The organism is Nonomuraea sp. NPDC050643 (assembly GCF_040654715.1).
GTDB lineage: Bacteria > Actinomycetota > Actinomycetes > Streptosporangiales > Streptosporangiaceae > Nonomuraea.
In genome coordinates this window covers 1-21,124 of record NZ_JBFAIM010000059.1, presented here as the reverse complement: position 1 = coordinate 21,124, position 21,124 = coordinate 1, and the positions used below count along the sequence as shown (strand labels likewise).

At 72.3% G+C, this 21,124-nt stretch carries 14 protein-coding genes; 7 read left to right on the top strand and 7 right to left on the bottom strand.

Going from position 1 to position 21,124, the window contains the following annotated elements; all coding sequences use genetic code 11:
• Positions 1–22 precede the first annotated feature (22 nt).
• Positions 23–238, bottom strand: a complete 216-nt coding sequence (locus AB0I15_RS49465) for a hypothetical protein (protein WP_358113216.1) — start codon at positions 236–238, stop codon at positions 23–25.
• Positions 239–258: 20 nt separating this feature from the next.
• On the opposite strand from AB0I15_RS49465, the gene AB0I15_RS49460 reads away from it, so the two are divergent.
• Genes AB0I15_RS49460 through AB0I15_RS49435 form a run of 6 tightly spaced genes read left to right on the top strand, consistent with a single transcriptional unit; the run spans position 259 to position 9,840 of the window.
• Positions 259–1,779: an FAD-dependent monooxygenase gene (locus tag AB0I15_RS49460; protein ID WP_358113214.1), complete on the top strand. Its 1,521-nt coding sequence runs from the start codon at positions 259–261 to the stop codon at positions 1,777–1,779.
• 55 nt (positions 1,780–1,834) lie between these two features.
• A complete protein-coding gene (locus AB0I15_RS49455) occupies positions 1,835–2,713 on the top strand; it encodes a phytanoyl-CoA dioxygenase family protein (protein WP_358113212.1) in 879 nt (292 codons plus the stop codon).
• A 44-nt stretch (positions 2,714–2,757) separates the two neighbouring features.
• Positions 2,758–3,807 carry a ketoacyl-ACP synthase III family protein gene (locus AB0I15_RS49450; protein WP_358113210.1) on the top strand — a complete coding sequence of 350 codons (1,050 nt, stop codon included), beginning with the start codon at positions 2,758–2,760 and terminating at the stop codon, positions 3,805–3,807.
• A 26-nt stretch (positions 3,808–3,833) separates the two neighbouring features.
• A complete protein-coding gene (locus AB0I15_RS49445) occupies positions 3,834–4,895 on the top strand; it encodes a ketoacyl-ACP synthase III family protein (RefSeq protein ID WP_358113208.1) in 1,062 nt (353 codons plus the stop codon).
• The gene (locus tag AB0I15_RS49440; protein ID WP_358113206.1) at positions 4,895–8,635 is read left to right on the top strand and encodes a beta-ketoacyl synthase N-terminal-like domain-containing protein; all 3,741 of its coding nucleotides are present in this window, start codon (positions 4,895–4,897) and stop codon (positions 8,633–8,635) included. Before AB0I15_RS49445 ends, AB0I15_RS49440 begins: the two co-directional genes overlap by 1 nt.
• A complete protein-coding gene (locus AB0I15_RS49435) occupies positions 8,632–9,840 on the top strand; it encodes a cytochrome P450 (protein WP_358113204.1) in 1,209 nt (402 codons plus the stop codon). Before AB0I15_RS49440 ends, AB0I15_RS49435 begins: the two co-directional genes overlap by 4 nt.
• Before the next feature lie 6 nt (positions 9,841–9,846).
• On the opposite strand, the gene AB0I15_RS49430 is transcribed toward AB0I15_RS49435, so the two are convergent.
• From AB0I15_RS49430 to AB0I15_RS49420, 3 genes are all read right to left on the bottom strand, one after another.
• On the bottom strand, positions 9,847–10,854 hold the full coding sequence (locus AB0I15_RS49430; protein WP_358113202.1) for an NAD-dependent epimerase/dehydratase family protein: 1,008 nt from the start codon (positions 10,852–10,854) through the stop codon (positions 9,847–9,849).
• A 74-nt stretch (positions 10,855–10,928) separates the two neighbouring features.
• The gene (locus tag AB0I15_RS49425; protein WP_358113200.1) at positions 10,929–12,380 is read right to left on the bottom strand and encodes a protein kinase; all 1,452 of its coding nucleotides are present in this window, start codon (positions 12,378–12,380) and stop codon (positions 10,929–10,931) included.
• The gene (locus AB0I15_RS49420; RefSeq protein WP_358113198.1) at positions 12,380–13,849 is read right to left on the bottom strand and encodes a protein kinase; all 1,470 of its coding nucleotides are present in this window, start codon (positions 13,847–13,849) and stop codon (positions 12,380–12,382) included. The genes AB0I15_RS49425 and AB0I15_RS49420 overlap by 1 nt, the downstream gene beginning before the upstream one ends.
• A 364-nt stretch (positions 13,850–14,213) precedes the next feature.
• On the opposite strand from AB0I15_RS49420, the gene rph reads away from it, so the two are divergent.
• Positions 14,214–16,811: a rifamycin-inactivating phosphotransferase gene (rph, locus tag AB0I15_RS49415; RefSeq protein ID WP_358113196.1), complete on the top strand. Its 2,598-nt coding sequence runs from the start codon at positions 14,214–14,216 to the stop codon at positions 16,809–16,811.
• 136 nt (positions 16,812–16,947) lie between these two features.
• Here the strand turns inward: rph and AB0I15_RS49410 are convergent, their stop codons facing one another.
• The 3 genes from AB0I15_RS49410 to AB0I15_RS49400 all read right to left on the bottom strand — a co-directional run.
• Positions 16,948–18,765, bottom strand: coding sequence for a BTAD domain-containing putative transcriptional regulator (locus AB0I15_RS49410; RefSeq protein ID WP_358113194.1), 1,818 nt, complete (start codon positions 18,763–18,765; stop codon positions 16,948–16,950).
• A 112-nt stretch (positions 18,766–18,877) separates the two neighbouring features.
• Positions 18,878–20,245 (bottom strand): FG-GAP-like repeat-containing protein, encoded by a 1,368-nt coding sequence (locus AB0I15_RS49405; protein WP_358113192.1) that lies wholly within the window; start codon positions 20,243–20,245, stop codon positions 18,878–18,880.
• A 113-nt stretch (positions 20,246–20,358) separates the two neighbouring features.
• Positions 20,359–21,124, bottom strand: a 766-nt coding sequence (locus AB0I15_RS49400) for an SDR family NAD(P)-dependent oxidoreductase (protein WP_358113190.1), incomplete at its 5' end; no start/stop codon positions are given.

The window sequence follows — 21,124 nt, the reverse complement described above, 5'->3', positions numbered from 1 at the left end:
GGTCGGGCTGTCTGGCCGTCGCTCATAGGCGACCTCCCGCCTGCGCGCCGATGATCAATCGAAGCGGATTATGCATGACAAATCCGGAAAATGCCACCACTAGCAATTTTTGATCAGCCCGATTTAGCATCGGCACTACCTGAACAGACGCATCTGCCAACACACGGGAAACATGACCGCGCCCGGCCGAGATCGCCGGTCCGTGGCCGGCATCCAATGATTCCTCCAGCAGGCTCATGGCCCCCAGCAGAGGTATGTATGGCACAGGTCGCGGTAGTCGGTGGTGGACCGGTCGGGCTCATCCTCGCGTGCGAGGTGGCGCTGCACGGCGTGCCGGTGGTGGTGCTCGAGCGATTGCCCGAGATCGAGACGCATCCGAAGGCCGAGGGCATCACCGGGCGGGCCATCGACATCCTGGACCGCCGCGGTCTCATGATCGGGGTCGACGGGACCCCCGCGCAGCCGACGGCCGAACAGCGGACCCGCATCGCCATGGGCGAGCGGCGGCCGGACAGCCTGCAACCCAAGGCTTTTCCCGGCGCACGGCATTTCGCCACCATGTTCGTGCTCCGTCCGGAATCTCCCGACCTGCTGGTGCCCCAGCAAGTGCTGGAGAAGGACCTGGCCCGGCGTGCCGCGGAGCTCGGCGTCGAGGTACGGCGCGGCCACACGGTCACCGGGTTCACCCAGAACGGCGACGGGGTGAGCCTCGATGTCGACGGTCCGGACGGGCACTACCGGATGCGGGCCGACTGGCTCGCCGGCTGCGACGGCGGCCGGAGCACGGTCCGGAAGCTGGCCGGCATCGCCTTCCCGGGAACCGACGGCATCACGACCGGATACCGCGCCTTCGCGGAGATCGACGACCCCGACTTCCACCTGCCCGGCTGGTTCCGCAAGGACAACGGGCTCCTGGTGTACGAGGAGGGGCCGCCCCGGTTCATCACCCTCGAGTTCATCGGACCACCGGCGAACCGAGACGCGCCGATAACGCTCGAGGAGTTCCAGGAGTCGCTGCGCCGGCTCAGCGGCACCGACGTGACGGTCACCAAGGTCGACAAGATCAACCGGTTCACCGACAACGAGCGGCAGGCCGAGACCTACCGCCAGGGGCGGGTCCTGCTGGTCGGCGACGCGGCCCACGTCCAGTCGCAGTGGAGCGGCCCCGGCCTGCGGCTCGGGCTGGGCGACGCCGTCAACCTCGGCTGGAAGCTCGCCGCGGTCGCACGCGGTCAGTGTCACGAGGACCTGCTCGACACCTACACCTCGGAACGGCATCCGGTCGGCGCGCAGACACTGGAGGTGCAGCGTGCCTCCATCGCGCTGATGCGCCCCGGCCCGCACGTCGACGCGCTGCGCCGCCTGCTCACCCGCCTGCTGCTCCACGACGACACGAACCGGCAGTTGACCGCCCTGGTCGACGACCTGCACATCAGCTACGACATGGGCGACCCGTCGCTGACCCATCCGCTGGTCGGGCACCACTGCCCCGACCTGCGGCTCAAAGGCGCCAACGGCACGGTACGGCTCGCCGAACTGCAGCGCACCGGCCGGCCGCTGCTGCTCGACCTCGGAGCCGGCCCCGGACTGCGCGCGCTCGCCGGGCCCTGGTCCGACCGGGTCGACGTGGTCACCGCCGCGTGCGCCGAGGCTCCGGCGGACGCCCTGCTGATCCGCCCGGACGGCTTCGTCGCCTGGAGCACACCCGCCGACGAGGAGTCGCTGCCCGGCGCTCTCGCGCGGTGGTTCGGCCACCCGCTTCCGAGTCGCCACGAATAAGACCACCGCGGACCGATCAGCCACTTGCCACGACACAGCCCTCCCGGAGGCCCGGGTGACCGATTCCAAGCCGACTCTTACCGTCCTGCCCGCCTCGGCCGCGATCGAAGAAGCGATCGAAGCGGTCGAAGCGGCCGGAGCAGTGATCATCGAGGATTTCATCGACTCCGGCACGCTCAACGGTCTGTGGGAGGACCTGGGCCCGGCCCTGGAACGCCAGGCGGACGGCGACGGCCGGCTGGTCGGTGAGAAGACCCGCATCCTGCCGGGCCTGGTCCGCCGGACCACGCGGTCGGCCACGATCATGCGAGAGCCGCACTTCCTCGGCAGCGCGCGGCACTTCCTGCAGCGGCCGGTGCGGGCCTGGCTCGGCGAGCAGCGCATCGAGTTCGTCCCGACGATCCAGCTCGGCATCTCGCGGGCGATCCAGATTCAGCCCGGCGTCCCGATCCAGGGCCTGCACCGGGACGACACGGCGCACCTCCGTACCCACCCGGGCCCGGAGAGCCGGGTCCAGGTCATGGTCGCCGCGAGCGAGTTCACCGCACGCAACGGTGCCACCCGGGTGATCCCGGGAAGCCACCGGTGGGACGACGAGCGAGGGCCGCGCGACGAGGAGGCGGTGCCCGCCGAGATGCGGGCCGGCTCCGCGCTGCTGTGGCTCGGCAGCACGTACCACGGGGCCGGGGCCAACGCCTCGGACGAGCCCCGCACCGGCCTGTCGTACGCCTACGACCTCGGCAACCTCCGCCAGGAGGAGAACCAGTACCTGTCCGTCCCCCTGGACGTGGTCCGCGGCTACCCCGAGGACATCCAACGGCTCCTCGGCTACGAGGCCTGCCCGCCGATGTGCGGTCTGTACGAGCTGAACGACCCGATGCTGCTGCTGCGCGACGGGCCGGGGAATCCCGTCGTGGCCTCGCACAGCCAGTGAAGCTCCCGGCACCCGCGGCGTGCCCACGCTGAAGGAAAGGTGAGATGCGCACTCCCGGCACGTACCTGCGCAGTATCGGTGTCCATCTGCCGCCTGTGGTCACCATCGAGACGGCCGTCGCCGAGGGCCGGTATCCGGCCGATGACGTGGAGCACTTCCGCCTGGTCGGCGCGGCGGTGGCGGGCGACGTACCGGCCCCGGAGCTGGGCCTGCGCGCCGCCCGGCAGGCGTTCGAGCGCTCCGGCGGGCTGTCGCCGCATGGCCTGGACCTCATGCTGTACTGCGACGTCTGGCACCAGGGCCCGGAGGGCTGGGCGCCGCAGTACTACCTGCAGCAGCATCTGGTCGGCGGGCGCGTCCCGGCGATCGAGCTGCGGCAAGGATGCTGCGGCCTGTTCAACGCCCTGCAGCTCGCCGCCGGATACCTGCGGCCGGGCGGCACCGCGCTGCTGGTCGGCGCCGACAACCACGGCACCCCGCTGGTCGACCGGTGGCGGATGATCGAGGGCACCGCGATGGGCGACGCCGGGTGCGCGTTGCTCGTCACCACGGACACCGGGTTCGCCGAGCTGCGGTCGGTCAACGTGACCGTGCTGCCGGAGGCCGAGGCCGTCAACGACGGTGGCGTGCCGATGTTCCCTCCGGACGCGACCGTGGGCCGGCCGCTGGACTTCGCCGCGCGCAACCGGGAGTTCCGCAGACGCCTGCTGAACGGTGACGGCGCCCGGGTGATGCTGATGATCCAGACGACGATGATGGAGCTGGTCGACCGCACGCTCGAAGAGGCGGGGGTCACGCTCGACGACGTGGCGCGGGTGGCCTTCCCCCACGTGCGCTGGGACGACGTGGAGCACCGCGGTGTCAACTGGTTCGGGCTGACCCTGGCCGACACCACCTGGGAGTACGGCGCCCGCGTCGGGCACCTGGGCGTCAGCGACCAGTTCGTCGCGCTGGACCACCTGCTCGCCTCCGGAGCGCTGGCCCCCGGCGACCACATGCTGCTCCTCGGGTTCGGCGCCGGCACCACCCTGGCCTGCGCCGTGCTGCGGATCCTGGACATCCCGCCGGAGTACGCCCCCGGAGGGCCGGACTGACCTGTTCGAGCGAGCCAGGAGGCGACATGGAGACGGCGGACATGTACATCAGCGGCGTCGGTTCGTACCTGCCCGACACCGTGGACGTGGGCCAGGCGGTGGCGGCGGGCTGGTACCCGGCCGAGGAGGTCGAGCTGCACGGGCTCGCCTCGGTCGCGGTGGCCGGTGACATGCCGGCACCGGAGATGGCGTTGCGGGCGGCCCGCGCCGCGGTGGCCCGCAGCGGCCGCTCACCCACCGAGCTGGACCTCCTCCTGTACACCTCCACCTGGCATCAGGGCCCGGAGGGCTGGCCACCGCAGGCCTACGTGCAGCGCCATCTGGTCGGCGACGGCGTCCTGTCGACCCAGCTCAAACAGGGCTGCAACGGCATGTTCGCGGCCCTGGAACTGGCCGCGAGCTACCTGCGGGCCGACCCCGGACGTCAGGCGGCCCTGCTGGTCGCCGCCGACAACTACGGCACCCCGCTGGTCGACCGCTGGCGGATGCTGCCCGGGGCGGTCGCCGGTGACGCGGCCGGCGCCGTCGTGCTCGACACCGAGCCGGGATTCGCCCGGCTCGCCTCGGTGACCTCGGTGTCGGTGTCGCAGGCCGAGGAGATGCACCGGTGCGCCGAGCCGCTGTTCCCGCCCGGCGTCACCGAAGGCCGCGCGGTGGACTTCGCCGCGCACAACGACACGTTCCGGCGCCGCGCGGTCGCCGGAGGCGAAGGGACCATGGTGCTGGTGAGGCTGGACGAACGGATGGTCGAGGTGATCGACCGCGCCCTGTCGGAGGCCGGCATCAAGGCGGCGGACGTGACCCGGATGACGTGCATGAACACCTCCCAGGAGATCGCCGACCAGATCTGTGAGCACCGGCTGGGCATCCCGGCGTCCCGCTCGACCTGGGAGTTCGGCCGGACCATCGGCCACTGCGGGGCCAGCGACCAGGTGCTCGCCCTGGAGCACCTGGTCCGCGGTGGTGACCTGGGGCCCGGCGACCATCTGCTGATGTTCGGTTACGGCCCCGGCGTGACCATCTCGGCCGCCGTCGTGGAGATTCTCGAGGCGCCCGCGTGGTCGCGGAGGCCGGGAGGCGATGCGTGATGGACCGACCGTCTGAAGCGATCGCGGTGATCGGGATCGGCTGCCGGCTGCCCGGCGGCGCCGACTCGGCGGAGGAGTACTGGAACCTGCTGTGCCAGGGACGCGACACCAGCGGACCGGCACCGGCCGGGCGCTGGCAGGACTATGCCGACCGTGGCCCGTCCTCCATGGCGGCGCTGCGCCGCACGGTGTCGCACGGCCACTTCCTGAGCGAGGTGGCGGACTTCGACGCGGAGTTCTTCGGACTCTCGCCGCGCGAGGCGGAGCTGATGGATCCGCAGCAGCGCCTGGTGATGGAGACCGCGTGGGAGGCCCTGGAGCACGCCGGGATACCGGCCGGCGCGCTGGCCGGCACGGACACGGGCGTGTACGTGGGCGTCTGCACCGGTGATTACGGGCACCGGCTGCTGGAGGATCTGCCCGACATCGAGGCGTGGACCGGGATCGGCGCCGCCACGTGCGCGGTGGCCAACCGGGTGTCGTACGCGCTGGACCTGCGCGGCCCGAGCCTGGCGGTGGACACGGCGTGCTCGGCGTCCCTGGTCGCCGTCCACCTGGCCGTGCAGGCCCTGCGGGCGGGGGAGACCGACGTGGCGCTGGCAGGCGGGGTCAACCTCATCCTGTCCCCCGGAGAGACGCTGACCCTGGACGCCGCGGGCACCCTCGCGCCGGACGGGCGGAGCAAGTCGTTCGACGCCGCCGCCGACGGGTACGGGCGCGGCGAGGGCGCGGCGGTCGTGGTGCTCAAGCGGCTCCGCGACGCCGTACGAGACGGGGACCCGGTGCTCGCGACCATCCGCGGCAGCGCGGTCAATCAGGACGGCCGCACCGTCGGCATCATGGCGCCGAGCGGCCAGGCGCAGGAGCACGTCATGCGCCGCGCGCTGCGGCAGGCCGGCGTCGATCCCTGCACGGTCGGCTACGTCGAGGCGCATGGCACCGGCACCGCGGTCGGCGACCCTCTCGAGGCCGCCGCGCTGGGCGCCGTGTACGGGGCGGGCAGAGCGCCGGAGCGGCCCTGCCTGATCGGCTCGGCCAAGTCCAACATCGGCCACCTCGAGGGCGCCGCCGGCATCGCCGGCCTGGTCAAGGCCGTCCTGGCGGTGAACCGCGGCGAGCTCCCGCCGAGCCGGCTCGACACCCCCACCCCGGCCGTCGACTGGAGCGGCGCCGGGCTGCGCGTCGTCGACGAGCCGACACCGTGGCCCGGCTCCGCCCATCCGCGCCGTGCCGCGGTCTCCGCCTTCGGCTACGGCGGGACCGTCGCCCATGTGATCCTCGAACAGGGCCCCGCGGTGCCGGCGCCCACCGAGGCACCCGCCGGGCGCCTGTTCCCGGTGTCCGCCGCGTCGCGGCCGGCTTTGCGGCAGGCCGCGGGCGACCTCGCCGGCGTCGTCGGCCGGGTGCCGCTGCCGAGCCTCGGGCACACCCTCGCCCTGCGCCGGACCCACCTGCCGCACCGGGCGGTGGTGGCCGCGGTGGACGAGGCCGCGCTGACCCGCGGGCTGCGTAACCTGGCGGCCGGCACCCCGAACGAGGCGGTGGCCACCGGGCGGCCACTCGGCGATCCCGGTCCCGGGCCGGTGTTCGTGTTCTCCGGCCACGGCTCGCAGTGGGCCGGCATGGGCCGCGAACTGCTGGCCGCCGAGCCGGCGTTCGCCCGCGTGATCGACGAGCTGGAGCCGGTGTTCGCCGACGAGATCGGGTTCTCACCGCGCAAGGAGCTCAGCGCCGGCGAGCTCACCGAGGTCGACCACATCCAGACCATGATCTTCGCGATGCAGCTCGGCCTGGTCGAGCTGTGGCGGGAGCACGGGGTGCGCCCGCACGCCGTGATCGGTCACTCGGTCGGCGAGATCGCCGCCGCGGTGACGGCCGGAGCGCTGAGCCGCCTGGACGGCGCCCGGCTGATCTGCCGGCGGTCCCGCCTGCTGCGCCGGGTCGCGGGCCGGGGCGCGATGGCCATGGTGCAGCTTCCGTTCGCCGAGGCGGAGCGGAGACTTTCGGATCATCCCGGCGTGGTCGCCGCGATCGCGTCGTCACCCGGCTCCACGGTCGTCTCAGGCGCCCCGGACGCCGTGGCCGAGGTGCTGACGGGCTGGCTCGAGGAGGGGATTCCGGCCCGCCGGGTCGCCTCGGACGTGGCGTTCCACGGACCGCAGATGGATCCGCTCATGCCGGACCTGACCGCGAGCGTGGCCGATCTGACGCCCGGTGTCCCCGGCATCGCCGTGTACTCGACGGCGCTGGACGACCCACGCGACGGCGCCCGGTTCGACGGCGCGTACTGGGCGGCCAACCTGCGCCGGCCGGTGCGCCTGACCGGCGCGGTCACCGCCGCCGCCGACGACGGATACCGCGCCTTCATCGAGATCTCCGCACACCCGGTCGTCACGCACTCGGTGCTGGAGACGCTGACCGAAGGCGGGCACGAGGACGTCTTCGTGGGCGCCTCGCTGCGCCGCAACCGGCCCGCCCAGGCGACCCTGCTCAACGCCGTGGCCGCGGCGCACTGCGCCGGTCTCGACGTGGACTGGCATCGGCTGCAGCCCGCCGGTGGGCCGGTCGTGCTCCCGGCCTACCCCTGGCAGCGCCGCCGGCATTGGCGCCCGCCATCGCCTCCCGACGCCGGTGGCCGCGGCCACGATCCGGACACGCACACGCTGCTCGGCGACCATGTCGATCTCGCCGGGACGGACGTCCGGTTGTGGCGGACCGTCCTGGACGACCAGACCCGGCCCTACCCCGGCAGCCATGCGATCGAAGGGGTGGAGATCGTGCCGGCCGCGGTCCTCGCCATGACGTTCCTCGCCGCCGCCGGTGGTCAGGTGCTCGGCGACGTGACGATGTCGGCGCCGCTGCTGACCGCCGATCGCCGCGAGGTCCAGGTCGTACGGCAGGGCACCGAGCTGCGGCTGGCCGCCCGTACCGCCGGCGAACCGGACGCCGCCTGGCAGATGATCGCCACGGCCGGAGTCCCCGCCGAGCCGGGGGAGCCGCCGGCGTCGCGGTCGCAGCCGCTCGCGTCAGCGGAGCCCGGCCTGGTCACCAGCCGGTTGGCCGCCGTCGGCGTCCCGGGCACCGGGTTCGACTGGAGCGTCGAGGAGCTGCGGCGCGGGTACGGCGCGCTGCGCGCCCGCGTGCGGTGCGGCCCGTCCACCGCCTCGCTCTGGGGGCCCATCCTGGACGCGGCCATGTCCGTGGCGCCGAGCGTGTTCCCCGGGGACCCGTTGCTGCGCATGGTGACGCACATCGATCGGCTGGTCACCTCGGGACAGCCGGCGGACACGGTGCACATCGACGTGCTGCTCGACCACGAGCACCCGGACACGGCGCAGGTACGGATCACCGACGACACCGGAGCCGTCATCGGCTGGCTGTCGGGGCTGCGGTATCCGGTGATCGACACGCCGGCCCCCGGAGCGAACGGCGCCAACGGCGAGCGGCCCACCGAGTCGTTCGCCGCCCTGGAGCCGACGGAACTGCGCACCTTCCTGATCGAGGAGGTCGGCGCGCAGATCGCCAAGGAGATGCGGCTCGCCCCCGCCGACCTGTCACCCCACCGGCCGCTGATCGAGCAGGGCCTGGACTCGGTGATGACCGTGGTCGTCCGGCGGCGGCTGGAGCAACGATTCCGGTGCTCGCTGCCGGCGACGCTGCTGTGGGCGCAGCCGACCATCGCCGCCGTCTCCGACTACATCGCCGGGGTGGTGTCCGGCTCGAACGGGAAGGCATCATGAGCACCTCAGAGCACGACATGACCGCGACGCCGGCCTTCCCGATGGAGCGGACCTGCCCGTTCGCACCGCCGGACGCCTACCGGCGGATGCGTGACACCGCGCCGGTCGTCCGAGCCGATCTGCCCAACGGCGCACCGGTCTGGGCGGTCACCCGCTACGCCGAGGCGCGGCAGATCCTCGGCGACCCGCGGATCAGCTCGAACACCGGACGCCCTGAGCGACCTCGCGGACCCGACGACGACCGCCCTGACGACGGCTTCTTCGTCGACATGGATCCACCGGAGCACAGCCGGTTCCGGCGGTTGCTGAACTCGGAGCTCGGCGCCCGTCCCATGGACGCCATGCGGCCGGCCCTCCAGCGCATCGCCGACACCGCGATCGACGAGCTGCTGGAGGCCGGGGCGCCCGCCGACCTCGTCGCCCTGTACGCGCGCCGGGTTCCGGCACGTGTGCTCTGCGAGCTGTTCGGTGTCCCGGCCGCCGACCACGAGTTCTTCGAGTCACGGCTGCGGATGTTGTCGGTGACGAGCATGGACCCGAGCGTGGCGGCCCAGGCGTCCAGAGACGTCCGCGGCTATCTGCGCGAGCTCATCCGCGACGCGGAGCGTGCACCGCACGAGGGCATGATCCGGCGGCTGGCCGCCAGGCACCTGCCCACCGGCGAGCTGACCACGGACGAGCTGGTCAACATCGGTTTCCTGCTGCTGCTCGCGGGCTACGACTCGCCGGCCAACACGATCTCCCTGGGCGTGCTCACGCTGCTGCGGCACCCGGCGCAGCTCGCCGCGCTGCGTGCCGACCCGGGCCTGCTGCCGGGCGCGATCGAGGAGCTGTTGCGCTTCCACTCGGTACAGGACTGGGTCAGCTTCGACCGGATCGCGACCGCCGACCTGGACATCGGCTCCGCGCGGATCCGCGCCGGTGACCGCCTGACGGTGCTGGCCGCAAGCGCCAACCGCGACGTACGGGCGTTCGAGAACCCCGACGAGTTCGACATCCGCCGCTCCGCCCGGCACCACCTCGCCTTCGGCCACGGGGTGCACCAGTGCATCGGCCGCAACCTCGCCCGCGCCGAGCTGCAGATCGCCTGCGGCACGCTGCTGACCCGGATGCCGGCGCTGCACCTGGCGATCAGGCCGGAGGAGCTGCCCTTCGCCGACGACGCCCCGTTCTTCGGGCTGCACGCGATGCCTGTCGCCTGGTAGCGCCGCCTACGCGCCGGCGACGTAGGCGTCCTCGGCCGCATAGGGGAACCAGACGTCGGGGCCGTGGCGATCGATCAGATCAGGGAAGACGTCCTGCCAGCCGCCACCCCCCGCCTCGGCCTCGGACACGGCCGGGACGGCCCATTCGATGACCTGGCGCAGCGCGTCGTCGTAGGAGACGGCAGGGCGGTAGCCGAGCTCGGCGCGGGCCCTGTCCATGCTGAACACGATCGGCTCCGGCACATTCCACGGATGAAAACCCAGGCCGTCCGGACGCGACGGGCCGGCGAAGGTGACGATCTCCGCCTCGTGGCCCATGACGGCGAAGATCCTGGCGCCGATCTCGGCGACGGTCAGCGGGTCGTCGGCGATGTTGAGGACCCGGGCCGCCGGCCGCCGCGCGCACAGGTGGATCAGCTCGGCGACGTTCGCGACCGCCGTGGTGGGGAACCGGCTCCGCCCGTCCTGGGCGAGCACGGCGTACGGCCGGTTGTCCAGTGCCCGCTTGATGAACGACCAGTGATCCAGCGATCTGCCGTGCGGGCCGTGCAGCACGCCCGTCCGCAGGATGCTGACCGGCAGGTCGGGCGTCGCCAGCAGGCAGCGCTCCAGCGCCGCCTTCCCCGCCGGATAGTCGTGGGCGTCGCGCTCGACCGTCGGCCACGTCTCCGGGATCGGCACCGGCAGGCCGGGAGCCTGGTAGACCGCCCCCGTCGAGATGACCACCAGCGCGCCGACGCGGCCGGCCAGCCGGGCGAGCTGCGCACCGTGGTGCGGGGCGAACGCGACCGTGTCCACCACCAGATCGTGCCCGTCGAGGGCGTCGAGCAGCGCCTGGGTGTCGGCACGGTCGACCTGGACCGACGTCACCCCGTCGGCCTCAGCGGCGTCCGGGCGGAGCCGGCGGTGTCCGAGGGTCACCGCGTAACCGGCCGCGGTGAGCCGGGCGGCGGTGGCCCGGCCGATCTGCCCCGTGCCACCGATGATGAAGGCGCTTCGGCCGTGAACCGTCATCGGCCGATCTTAACCCGCCCTGGCCGAGGCCCCAGGGTCGTTCCGGCGGGCGCACCCGGCACGCCGGGCCGCGCTCACTGGGTGGTGAAGGGCGGGCAGATCTCGAAGGTCACCGATCGCTGCACCTGCTGCGGGGTCAGCAGTTTGAAGATGATCCGGTTCCGGCTCGGTGAGTCCAGCCCCTGGGGACCGTAGTGCTTCAGCGTCGAGTTCAGCGGCAGCGAGGGGCTGCGCCCCTTGTCGACGCCGTTGACGATCCACCGGTAGCTGTGATCGACGGACCCGCCGGTGGGCGTGAGCACGGCGTAGACGGTCGTGCCGCTGCTCCAGCAGCCCTGGCTCAGCTTGGCGCCCTGCATGTGGAGCGACACGCTGACTCCGCCGCCGGTCCTGGGCTGTGACGTGGTCCGCGTGGGCTCGGGGGTGGCCGAGGGCTGGGCCGTGGGCTTCGTCGTCGGCTTGGCCGTGGGGGTTTGGCTCGGTTTGCTGGTCTTCTTCCTCGTCCGCGTGGGAGTCGAGGTCGGGGACGAGCTCGCCTCAGGGGATGAGCCGGGCTGAGTCGTTATGGCTGATGATGTGATGGCTGGTGACGTTATGGCTGGTGACGTGATGGTCTGTGCCGTCGATGGCGGCCACCACCACACCACCGCCGCGGCGGCCAGGGCCGTGACCGTGGCGCCCCCGACGATCGGCAGCACCGGCAGCCGCGCGCCGCCCCGCCGTACGGGGTGGGTCGTGTTCCGCCGGCCCGGGCGCGTGGGTGGCGTGCCGCCCAGCAGGCGGAGCAGGACCTCCTCCATGCCGGGCCGGTCAGCCGGATCCTTGGCCAGGCAGTCGAGCACGATCTCGCGCAACGGCGGAGCCAGATCGCCCACGTACGGCTCGTCGTTCAGGACGCGCTTGATCACCGCCGGCATGGTGTCGTTGCCGAACGGCGGCGTGCCCGTCGCGGCGGCGACGATCACCCCGGCCCACGCGAACACGTCGGCCGGCGTGCCCACCGGCGCGCCGGCGAGTTGCTCCGGCGCCATGTAGGCGGGGGTGCCGACGATGCTGCTGGTGACGGTGAGCGAGCTGTCGGTGGCGCGGGCGATGCCGAAGTCGATGACCCGCGGCCCGCCCGGGCCGAGCAGCACGTTGCCGGGCTTGAAGTCGCGGTGCACCACGCCGGCGCGGTGGATGGCGGCCAGCGCGGTGGCCGTGGCCACCGCCAGCCGCTGCAGGCCGGCGCCCTGGTGGCGGCCCGCCTCCTGGAGCGAGGGACCTTCGACGTACTCGGTGACGATGTACGGCACGCCGCCGAGCGAGGCGTCCAGCACCTGGGCGACACAGAACGGCTCGACCCGGCGGGCGGCGTCGATCTCCTTGGCCAGCCGCTCGTCCCCGTGCCGCAGCACCTTGACCGCCACCCGCCGCCCGTCCGGGGCCTGGCCCAGGTAGACCACGCCCTGGCCGCCCTCGCCCAGCCGGGCCAGGAGCCGATACCGGGCCACGAATTCCGGGTCTCCCGGAGCCAGGGGATCCATCAGTTGTCGTCGTCGCAGTTCTCGAAGGCGACGCCGCGCTGGACGCTGATGGGCGAGGTGATCCGCAGCACGACCCGGTGCGTCCCGAGCTCCATGATGGGGCCGTACTGCGGGAGCTGCGTGGCGCTGTCACGGGTGGCCCACTGGGAGGTCCCCACGACCTTGCCGTCCAGGACCCAGGAGTAGGTGAAGTCGATGCCCGGCGGCCCCTCCACCATGGCCTTGATCAACGTGGCGCCGTAGAGGCAGTCGGAGGGCGGGTGCCGGTTCCCCATCGCCTCCACCGACAGGATCCGGATGTTCGGCCTGGCCGCGGGCTTGGGCGTGGTCTTCACGGTCGGCCGGCTGGTCGGCCGTTGCGTGCCGGGCCGGTCCGCCGACCGTCGCGCCGTGGGCTGCTCGGCCGGTCGCCGCGTCGTGGGTTTCCCGGTCGGCCGCTGCGTGGCGGGCTTCTTGGTCGCGGATTTCGTCGTGGACGGCTTCCCGGTCCCGGGTTCCGTGGTGACCGGCTGGGCCACGGCGGACGGGGTCGTGCCCGGGTCGTCCGAGGACATCGCGAGCGTCGCGGTGGTGGCGATCGCGGCGGTGGTGGCGACGGCGACCGCCCCGGCGACGGCCATCACCGCCTTGCGCCGGCCCGGTGCGGGCTGTCGGCGGCGTGAGCCGGTCACCGGCCCCGATGCCACATACGCCGCCGTCCCGCCGCCCAGCAGGCGCAACATCACGTCCTGCATCGTCGGCCGATCGGCGGGATTCTTGGCCAGGCACCGCAACGCGATGCCGCGCAGCGGTTGCGGGAGGTCGGCGAGCTGGGGTTCGTTGTGCAGGATGCGGTTGATCACCGCGGGCAGCGAGTCCTCGCCGAACGGCGGCGAACCCGTGGCGGCGAAGGCGATCACCGAAGCCCAGGCGAACACGTCGGCCGCCGGGCCGACCAGCTCACCGGCGAGCTGCTCGGGCGCCATGTAGGCCGGGGTGCCGACGATGCTGCTCGTGGTCGTGCGGGCCTGGTCCATCGCGCGGGCGATGCCGAAGTCGATGACCCGCGGGCCGTCCGGGCCGAGCAGCACGTTGCCGGGCTTGAAGTCGCGGTGGACGACGCCCGCCTGGTGGATGGCGGCCAGCGCGGTGGCCGTGGCCACCGCCAGCCGTTGCAGGTCGGCGCCCTGGTGGCGGCCCGCCTCCTGGAGCGAGGGGCCGTGGACGTACTCGGTGACGATGTACGGCACGCCCTCCAGCGAGGCGTCCAGCACCTGGGCGATGCAGAACGGCTGGACCCGGCGGGCGGCGTCGATCTCCTTGGCCAGCCGTTCGTCCCTGGTCCGCAGCACCTTGACCGCCACCGGCCTGCCGTCACCTGCTTGACCGAGGTAGACGACGCCCTGACCGCCCTGGCCCAGCCGGCCCATCAGACGGTACGCGCCGACCGTCGGCGGGTCGCCCTGCCGGAGCGGTTCGACGTTCGGCATGACGAGAGTGGCTCCAGGGACGGGTGCGGCGGACCTCACGCACCTTAGCGACCTTGAGCCGATTTGTCGGCTATATCGGGAAATGTTGCGCAGCGTCGCGAGAAGCTGGTCGATTCCCGGCGGACGAAACGGTCAAAGGCGGGGAATCCCTCTCCCTGTCACTTCCAAGCTATAGCGCACCAGGGGGCTTGCGGCAAGACCCGGGTCGTACCGCAGAATCGTCGGCCGAGGCCACAACCTGCGGAATGAGGGGGCACGACGTGCGTGTGCGGTTGTCGACGCATGGGGGACGCGGTGACGCCGAGCCGGTGATCCGACCGGCCGGTGCGGTGGGACAGAACGAGGGCGGCCCGGAGGTATCCCAATGAGCGAGCAGTACGTCCTGGGCCTCCACGAGGTCGACGAGACGCGGGCCGCGGCCGTCGGCGGCAAGGGCGCGCACCTGGGCGGGCTGTCGCGGATCGAAGGCGTCCGCGTACCGCCCGGCTTCTGCGTGACGACGGACGCCTTCCGGCGGATCCTGGCGCAAGCGCCGTCGCTCGGCGACCGGCTCGACGAGCTGTCGCGCCTGAACCCGGATGACCGGGAGGCGATCCGCACACTCAGCGCGGCGATCCGGCGGACCATCGAAGAGACCGCCATCCCCGGCGACCTCGCGGCGGCGATCACCCGCGCTCTCGCCCGGCTCGGCGAGCGGGCCGCCTACGCCGTCCGGTCGAGCGCGACGGCGGAGGACCTGCCGACGGCCTCCTTCGCCGGCCAGCAGGACACCTACCTGAACGTCGTGGGCCCGGCGGCGATCCTCCGGCACGTCAGCCGGTGCTGGGCCTCGCTGTTCACCGAGCGGGCCGTGACCTACCGCCAGCGGGGCGGCTTCGACCACCGGAAGGTCCACATGGCCGTGGTCGTCCAGCAGATGGCCGTCCCGCAGGCGTCCGGCGTGCTGTTCACGGCCGACCCCGTCACGGGCAACCGGAAGGTCTCCACCGTGGACGCCGGCTTCGGCCTCGGCGAGGCCCTGGTCTCCGGTCTGGTGAACCCGGACGTGTTCACGGTGCGAGACGACGAGGTCGTCGCCAAGGCGGTCGCGGTCAAGAAACGTGCCATCCACCCCCTGCCGGACGGCGGGACGCGGGAAGTGGCGATCGACCCGCGGCGGCAGGAGCAGCCGGCGCTGACGGACGCGCAGGCCGTACGGCTCGTGCGGCTCGGGCGGCGGATCGAAGCGCACTTCGGTCGCCCGCAGGACATCGAATGGTGCCTGGTCGGCGACGACTTCCAGATCGTGCAGAGCCGGCCGATCACCACGCTGTTCCCCGTCCCCGCGATCGGCGACCTGGAGAACCACGTCTACCTCTCCGTCGGCCATCAGCAGATGATGACCGACGCCATGAAGCCCCTGGGGCTCTCCTTCTGGCGGCTGACGGCCATGGCGCGGATGCACGAGGCCGGCGGCCGGCTGTTCGTCGACGTCACCCGGGGCCTGGCCACGCCCGCCGGCCGCGCCGGCCTCCTGGAGATGGCGGGCAGGTCCGATCCGCTGACCAGGGACGCGCTGGAGACCCTCCTCGACCGCGGCGACTTCGTCCCGTCACTCCCGGACGCGGCTCCCGGCGGGCCGCCGGCCGGGAGCCCGCCCGCCCCGATCGAGACCGACCCGGCCATCGTCACCGAGCTGATCGAACGCAGCCAGGCGTCCATCGCCGCCCTGCGGCGCGACATCCGGACGAAGACCGGACCGGCGCTGTTCGACTTCCTGCTGGAGGCGTTCCAGGAGCACAAGCGCGTCCTCAGCGATCCGCTGAACTTCCAGGCGATCATGGCGGGGATGGAGGCCACGTGGTGGCTCAACGACACCTTGTGGGAGTGGCTGGGCGAGAAGAACGCGGCCGACACCCTCACGCTGTCGGCCCCCGACAACGTCACGTCGGAGATGGGGCTGGCGCTGCTCGACGTCGCCGACGTGATCCGCCCGCATCCGGAGGTGGTGGCGTTCCTGCGGGGCGTCGAGGACGAGGGCTTCCTGGACGAGCTGCCGAAGCTCGCGGGCGGGACCGAGGCGCGCGACGCCATCATGGCCTACCTCGACCGGTACGGCATGCGCTGCGTCGGCGAGATCGACATCACGAGGCCGCGCTGGAGCGAGCGTCCCACCACGCTCGTGCCCCTGATCCTCGACAACGTCAGGAACTTCGAGCCGGGCGCCGCCGAACGCCGCTTCGAGCACGGGCGGCAGGAGGCGGAGAAGAAGGCACAGGACGTGCTGTCACGCCTGCGGGCCCTGCCGGACGGGGAGCGGAAGGCCGACGAGGCGAAGCGGATGATCGACCGGGTCCGGACCTTCATCGGCTACCGGGAGTACCCGAAGTACGGCATCGTCAGCCGCTACTTCGTCTACAAGCAGGCCGTGCTGGCGGAGGCCGAGCGGCTCGTGCGGGCCGAGGTGCTGCGCGAGAAGGAGGACGTCTACTACCTCACGTTCCAGGAGCTCCACGACGTCGTACGCTCGAACAGCGTGGATGACCGGCTCATCCAGCGGCGCAAGGACGCGTTCCGGTCCTACCAGGCGCTCACGACGCCCCGGGTGCTCACCTCGGACGGCGAGGTCGTCACCGGCGCGTACCGGCGCGACGACGTGCCGGCCGGCGCCCTGATCGGCCTGCCGGTCTCCGCCGGGACCGTCGAAGGGCGGGCCCGCGTCATCCTGGACGTGGCGCAGGCCGATCTCGAGCCGGGCGACATCCTGGTCACGGCCTACACCGACCCCAGTTGGTCGCCCCTGTTCGTCGCGATCGCGGGCATGGTGACGGAGGTGGGCGGCCTGATGACCCATGGCGCGGTGATCGCCCGGGAGTACGGCCTGCCGGCCGTCGTGGGCGTGGAGCAGGCCACCCGGCTGATCCAGGACGGGCAGCGGATCCGCGTGCACGGAACCGAGGGGTACGTCGAGATCCTGTCCTGACGCCGGCCTCTCCGTGACCTCCGGCCGGCGACGCCGGCGGGAGGCTACGCGCACGCGGTCGCCGCAGGCCCGGCCATCGCGGCAGACGGGGGAGCGGTGTCGTCCATGCGGCGGGCGCGGCCTCGTGTGCGCGGGGTCAGGAGGCGAAGGAGTGGTCGCGGGTGTACCGGCCGCCGAGCACCCTGCGTACCAGGTCGGCACATGCCTGGGGCGTCTCCTCCGCATGGGCGCGCTCCCGCGCGAACAGCCGGATCAGGTCGTGCAGCCGGTAGCGGGTCTCCGCCACGCTGGCGAGGGAGGCGTCGACGAGGTGCTCCAGCACCTGCTCCGCCTCCTCCAGGCCGGATTCCATGGCGGCGGCCGCCGCCCACACCGGGATGTACGGCAGACCGAGCAGGCCGAGGCGGCGCAGCGCCGTCCTGGCCTCGGGCGGCAGCAGGTTGTAGCTGAGAGCGATGCCGGCCCGTACCTCCTGGTCGCCGACGGCCAGCTCATCGAGCCTGCGCTGCTCGTCGGCCAGCCGGTCGGCCAGTTTCGCCACCGACCACTGGCGGCGCGAGGCGAGTCTCGACGCGGCGATCCGCAGGGCGAGGGGCAGACCGCCGCACTGCCGTACGATGCGCCGCGAGGCGTCCGGGTCGGCGGCGATCCGCTCCTGGCCGGCGATCCGCCCCAGCAGGTGCAGCGCCGCCTCGTCGGGGAGCAGGCCGAGCTCGAGGACCGTGACGCCGGCCAGGCCGGTCAGCCGGTTGCGGGAGGTGACGATCATGCCGGAGCCGGGAGTTCCCGGCATGAGCGGCCTGACCTGGCTCTCGGTGGCGGCATCCTCCAGCACGATCAGCCGGCGGCGGCCGGCCAGAAGGGTGCGGTAGCGGGCGGCTCGTTCCTCCAGCGTGCCGGGCGGCGCGAGGCCGGGTTCCAGGTCGCGCAGCAGCCGGCCGAGGACCTCGTGCGGGGTGGCGGGCGACTCGCTGGTGCCGTGCAGCTCCACGTGGAGCTGGCCGTCGGGGTAGAAGGGCGCGATCTCGTGTGCGGCGCGCAGCGCCAGCGCCGACTTGCCGGCGCCGCCCGGCCCGAAGATCACGCAGACGGGTGCGGCGTTGGGCCTGGTGAACTGGTGGCGCAGGGCGGCGACCTCGTCTTCACGGGCGGTGAAGTCCGGCGGCGAAGAGGGCAACTGCCGGGGCGGCACGGCCTTGACCGTACCCAGGAGCGCCGCGTCCGATCGCAGGATCGCCTCGTGGGCCTGCCGCAGCTCGGCCCCGGGCTCGATGCCCAGCGTGTCGATCAGCACCTGCCGGCCCCGCTGGTAGACCGCGAGCGCGTCCACCTGGCGGCCCGCTCGGTACAGCGCCACCATCAGGTCGCGGCGCAGCCGCTCGCGGACCGGATGAGTCGCGACGAGTTCGGTCAGCTCGTCGATCAGGCCCTCGCTGCCGACGGTCGCCAGGTCGGCCGCGATCCGTTCCTCCAGCACGGCAAGCCGCAGCTCTTCCAGCCGGGCGGCCTCCGCGCGCAGGTAGGTGTCCCCGAGACCGCCGAGGGCCGGGCCGCGCCACAGCGCGAGCGCCGCGCGGAACGCCTCTCCCGCTTCGTGGGCGTCGCCCTCGCGCACGGCTCGCCGTCCCTGGCCGACGAGCCGTACGAACACGTCCTTGTCCAGCGCGTCCGGGGGGACGGCGGCGGTGTAGCCGACGCGGTGCGAGACGATGACGCCCTTGTGGCCCGCGTCGTCGAAGGACCGGCGCAGCGAGGCGACATAGGTGTGCAGCACTCCCCGGGCGCTCTGGGGCGGGTCGTCCCCCCAGATCGCCTCCATCAGCCGCTCGACGGTGACCACCTGTCCGGCGTCGAGGAGCAGAGCGGCGAGCAACGTGCGCGGCTTGCGTCCCCCGAGGGGAATCTGCCGCTCGTCGCACCACACCTCTACCGGACCCAGGAGCTGTAACTCCATCGCTCTCCCATGAAGGCGCCGATGTGCCGGACGCAACTTTAAGGAGAGGACGGTATGTACCCGGTATGTCAGAAGGACCCCAGCCGTCACCGGGGTCCTTGACGGGGACAACTCAGACGTAGGGGCCCCAGCCGCCGCCGATGCGTTGGGCGGGGCCGAATGCGTTGGCGCTTTGGCCGTTCCAGATGAAGAGGGTGTTGTCGGTGATGGCGGCGATGTCGCCCTTGCCGTCGCGGTTGACGTCGCCCAGGGACATCAGGGTGTTGCCGTAGGGGCCCCAGCCGCCGCCGACGCGTTGGGCGGGGCCGAATGCGTTGCTGCCTTGGCCGTTCCAGATGAAGAGGGTGTTGTCGGAGATGGCGGCGAGGTCGCCTTTGCCGTCGGCGTTGAAGTCGCCGCCGACCGGTTCGCCGTAGGGGCCCCAGCCGCCGCCGATGCGTTGGGCGGGGCCGAACTCGTTGCTGCCTTGGCCGTTCCAGATGAACAGGGTGTTGTCGGTGATGGCGGCGATGTCGTCGCGGCCGTCGCCGTTGACGTCGCCTACCGAGGTGAGGGTGTTGCCGTACGCGCCCCAGCCGGCGCCGACGCGCTGGTCCGAACCGAATTCGTTGCCGCTCTGGCCGTTCCAGATGAACAGGGTGCTGCCGTCCTTGACGGCCGCCAGGTCGCTCTTGCCGTCGGCGTTGAAGTCACCCGAGATCGGCTTGCCGTAGGCCGACCAGCCTGATCCGACCACGACCCGTGTGCCGAACTCGTTGCCGCCCTGGCCGTTCCAGAGATGCAACTCGCCGCCCGCCGTCGCGAAGAGATCCCCCACACCGTTACCGTCGAAATCGCCCCCGTACGAGGAACCGGACGTCGCCCCGACGGGGGCGCTGTAGCCCTCGATCTCGACGTCGTCCCGGGAGTAGGAGTTTCGCTGGGTCCGGTTGCCGCTGTTGCCCTCGATCGTGTGGACGGTGGTCGAGGTCGCCGACGTCACGATGCCGACGTGGTTGATGTCGCCGTCGTTGTCCCAGTCGAAGGTGATGGCATCGCCGGGCTGGGGCGTGTAGCCACTGCCGCGGGTCCGCCACGTGCCGTACTTCTGGCCGTAGTCCCTGAGCGAGTACGCCCAGCCGCTCAGGCCGCCGTCGCCCTCCGGGATGCCGGCATGGGTGACGCCGGACTTCGACCAGACGTACTTGACGAAGTCGGCACACCAGTCGCTGTCTCGCCACTGGACCCCGTCGGTGGACGGACAGCCGTCGGCGGGCTTCCAACTGCGGAAGTAGCCGGTGTAGTAGTTGCAGCCACTTCCGGCAGGGGACTCGTGATTGCGCGAGGAGTTGTTGAGCTCGCTCGTCGCCGTGGAGACGATGCCGGAGCGGGAGACGGCCGCCGCCGCGGGCGTCGAGGAGATCGCGACCGTGCTCAGGGCGACGGCGGTCACCGCGAGCACCGGACGTGAGAGCCGGATGGCTCTCTTGGGAGGTGTCATGGCCGGAAGCCTCCGCCCGGCCTCTCCAAACTCCCTTCAAAGCCGCTACAACGGGGGAGCCGCGGCATGCGTGCGGACCCTTCCGAACCGTGGCCCACCGGCAGGCCGCCTGATCACCGAGCTTCTTGATCGAGGTTGCCGTGGGCTTCTGCTGAAAGGTCCTGCCAGTCGGCCCAGGTCTTGAGCCGGTCGGCGTAGACCTGCTGGAGCATCGGGTAGAAGCCCTGGCCGAAGAGCACCCGCAGGGGCGGGTTGCCGGAGTCGACGATCTTGAGGAGGGCCTGGGCCGCGGCGGCCGGGTCGCCGGCGGGCTGCTTTCCCGCGACCCCGGCCAGGCGCCGGCGGAGGTCGTCGTAGATCGGGTCGGGCTCGGCCAGGTGGCCGTTGGCGAGGGGGTCGGGGTTCTTGCCGGACCTGGTGGCGAAGCCGCCGGGCTCGATGATGGTCACCTTGATGCCGAAGCCGGCGACCTCTTGGGCGAGGGATTCGTTGAGGGCTTCCAGGGCCCACTTGGAGATGTGGTAGGCGCCGCCGAGCGGCATGGCCAGGAGCCCGGCGGCCGAGGACATCTGGATGATGTGCCCTGAGCCCTGCTCACGCAGGTACGGCAGCGCGGCCTGGATGACCCACACCGCGCCGAACAGGTTGGTCTCCAACTGGTCGCGCAGGTGCCGCTCGGTCAGTTCCTCGATCGCGCCGATCTGGGCGTGGCCGGCGTTGTTGACGATGACGTCGAGGCGGCCGAAGTGCTCCTTGGCCCGCTTGACGCCGTCGAAGACGGCGCCCTTGTCGGTCACGTCCAGCGCCAGCGGAAGCACCGCGTCGCCGTAGGCGGCGGCCAGCCCGTCGAGGCTTGCGGGGTTGCGGGCGGTCGCGGCC